This is a genomic window from Aquabacterium sp. A08 (assembly GCF_011742065.1).
Genome location: NZ_JAAQQT010000653.1, coordinates 1 through 2,796, shown reverse-complemented (window position 1 = coordinate 2,796; position 2,796 = coordinate 1). Strand labels below are relative to the sequence as shown.

The 2,796-nt window shown below is 62.1% G+C and carries 3 protein-coding genes; 2 read left to right on the top strand and 1 reads right to left on the bottom strand.

The genetic code is table 11. The features are described from left to right. Positions 1-1,001: porin (locus tag HA630_RS14970; RefSeq protein ID WP_208300098.1), on the top strand; the 1,001-nt coding region annotated here is incomplete at its 5' end. A gap of 100 nt (positions 1,002-1,101) precedes the next feature. Here the strand turns inward: HA630_RS14970 and HA630_RS14965 are convergent. Then, positions 1,102-2,250, bottom strand: a complete 1,149-nt coding sequence (locus tag HA630_RS14965; protein ID WP_166835692.1) for a porin — start codon at positions 2,248-2,250, stop codon at positions 1,102-1,104. Between the two features lie 310 nt (positions 2,251-2,560). On the opposite strand from HA630_RS14965, the gene HA630_RS14960 reads away from it, so the two are divergent. Then, positions 2,561-2,796: porin (locus HA630_RS14960; RefSeq protein ID WP_166835683.1), on the top strand; the 236-nt coding region annotated here is incomplete at its 3' end.

Here is a 2,796-nt window from a genome sequence, read left to right as displayed (position 1 = left end):
CAAACAGCATGAGAGGTGGGAAACTGGGCGTGGCCGCGGCAGCCTTGATGGGCGCGGCGGCGTTCGCCCCGGCGGCGCAGGCGCAAACGTCGGCGGTCAACGTGTACGGCCTCATCGACATGAGCGTGGGTTCGTACAAGGCCCCGGGCGGCCAGCGCCAGACCCTGGCCGAGAGCGGCAAAATGACCACCAGCTTCCTGGGCTTTGGCGGCAGCGAAGACCTGGGCAACGGCCTGTCGGCCCAGTTCAAGCTGGAAACCTTTTTCCGCTCCGACGTCGGCCGTTCCGGCCGCTTCGACGGCGACGGCGAATTCACCCGCACCGCGTCGGTCGGGCTGGCGCACAAGCGCTATGGCGCCCTGCACCTGGGCCGCAACACCACGTCGCTGTTCGTCTCCACGCTGATGTTCAACGCCGTCGGCGACTCTTTCGGGTTCTCGCCGGCCATCCGGCAGTACTTCACCAGCGGCACCGTCACCGGTGACACCGGCTGGAACGACTCCATCGCCTACAGCAGCCCCACCGTGGGCGGCTTCCGCGCCAACCTGGCCTACGCCTTCAAGGAAGGCCAGGCCGCCACCGACGGCAACAACTGGAGCGTAGGCCTGGGCTACAGCCAGGGGCCACTGGCGCTGTCCTTCGTGGCGCAAGAGGTGAAAAAGGGCGCAGTCAACGACACCAAAACCCAGCAACTGGGCGGCGCTTACGACTTTGGCGTGGCCAAGGTGTTCGCCCAGTACGGCGAGGTGGAGAACCTGACCACCGGCAACGAATTCGACATCAGTGGCCTGGGCGTGCGCGTGCCCTTGGGCGCTGGCGCGGTGGTGGCCCAGTGGGGCCGGCTGGACGCCCAAACCGGCGCCGACCGCAGCAGCCTGACGCTGGGCTACCTGCACAACCTGTCCAAGCGCACCGAGGTGTACGCCATGGCCATGCAGGAAAAACAGGACGGCCTGAGCAACGGCAGCAGCGTCGCCGTTGGCCTGCGCCACCGGTTCTGATTCGGCGCTTTGGGCCATAAAAAAACCCAGCGCGGCTGCGCTGGGTTTTTGAACTTTCTGGTCCAGACGGCGAGCGCCCGAGGGCGCCCTACCGTGAAGATTAGAAGGTGTGGCTGATACCGATGTTGTAACCAGTGGACTTGCCGTTGGCCGAGTTGGTCGAAGTCGGGCCAGTCAGGGCGAGGTTCAAACCATTCTTGTTCTTCAGCTGTGCGACCGTGGCGTACATGGCGGTGCGTTTGGACAGGTCGTAGATGTAACCCACGGAGAACTTGGAAGCCTTGGGGTCGACAGCCAGAATGGCCGAATCGATTTTGGTCGAGGTGTAAGCAGCACGGACACGGCCCGGGCCCACAGGTGCCACAACACCCACTTCGAAGTTGGTCATCTTCAGGCTGGTGGCACCGCCAACGGGGTTGGCTTTCTCTTGGCCATAGCTCGACATTACTTTGGCTACGCCGAAATCGTAGGAGATACCGGCAACAGTCGATTTGTGATCCAAAGCAGTTGCAAGCACACCAGCATTGCCGAGCAACAAATTACGAGCACCAGTAATGGCTGCCGTGGTTGTCGGCGTGGCTTGCCCGCCGTCAGTTTTACTGAATGCAACTTCAGCCGACAGCGGACCCTGAACGTAGTTCACACGAACACCGGTGGATTGACCGCCGCTGCCAGTAGCTTGCTCGTCAAAAACGTACTGAACTTGACCCATGAAGCCAGCAATACGCGGCGTGGTGTATGTCAGGCTGTTGTTGTTGTAAGTACCGTTCTGCGAGCCAGTGGCAGCTGGGTCGGCATTGCCTTGGCCGGTGATTTGGTAAGCCAGCGAGCGGCCAGCAAAACCAAAGCTGTTACCAACGCCACCAGTACCAAAGGGAGAGTACAAAAAGCCAGTCCAGAAGGTGGTGGAGTATTCGCGACCAAGGCGCACTTCACCGAAGCCACCTTCGAGGCCAATCCAAGCCCCGCGGTCACCCAGAGTGGTCCCGCCAGGTGCATCGGCGTTAAAGCCGGTCTCAACTTGGAACTTGGCTTTCAGGCCGCCACCCAGGTCTTCAGTACCGCGGAAACCCAGGCGGTTGGTCGCCATGTTGCTGCTGGTCAGACCGGAGTTGTCGGTACTGCCTGCGCCAGAGTTGTTGACGCTGGTCACGCCAACGTCAACAACACCGTAAACGGTCACGGAAGACTGGGCCATCACGGCGCCGGTGGCGGCCAGGGCGGCCAGGGCAATCAGGGTCTTTTTCATGTTCAGTTATCTCCAGTTTGAGAGGAAAACCGGGCCAGCGTTGCCGTTCCGCGGTTGGCTTCGCTGTGGAAGCTGAGGTTGATTACAGCAGACCAAAACCGTGCGCCCCAGCCCCCAAGCGGTGCATGCAGGGAAAACCCCGGTGGTTTTTGTGGCGCGCCTGCAACAAAAACGGGGCGAAGTGATGTGGCTGAAAGCGCGTGTCACCGAACCGTCACGCCGGTTGTTTGCAATCGATAGGTCTCCCCGCACACCGTGGGGAGGGGTGGCGCCACCGGCGCCGCAATCCCTGACCAACCGAAAGCTTGCAATGAAAGCACATCTGATCGCACTGGCCGCCGTGGCCGCCTGCGGCGCCGCCGCCGCCCAATCCAACGTGTCGGTGTACGGCCGCCTGGACCTGTCGGTGGGCAGCGAAAAAGACAACATCGCCAACACCAGCAAGTCCGCCGTCTCCAGCGGCCTGCTGACCACCAGCCGCCTGGGCTTCCGTGGCACCGAAGACCTCGGTGGTGGCCTCAAAGCCATCTTCCAGATCGAAACCAC

What these genes read in the sequence shown, in the direction of transcription:
- HA630_RS14965 (WP_166835692.1), bottom strand. Translation starts at nt 2,250, where the DNA reads ATGAAAAAGACCCTGATTGCCCTGGCCGCCCTGGCCGCCACCGGCGCC.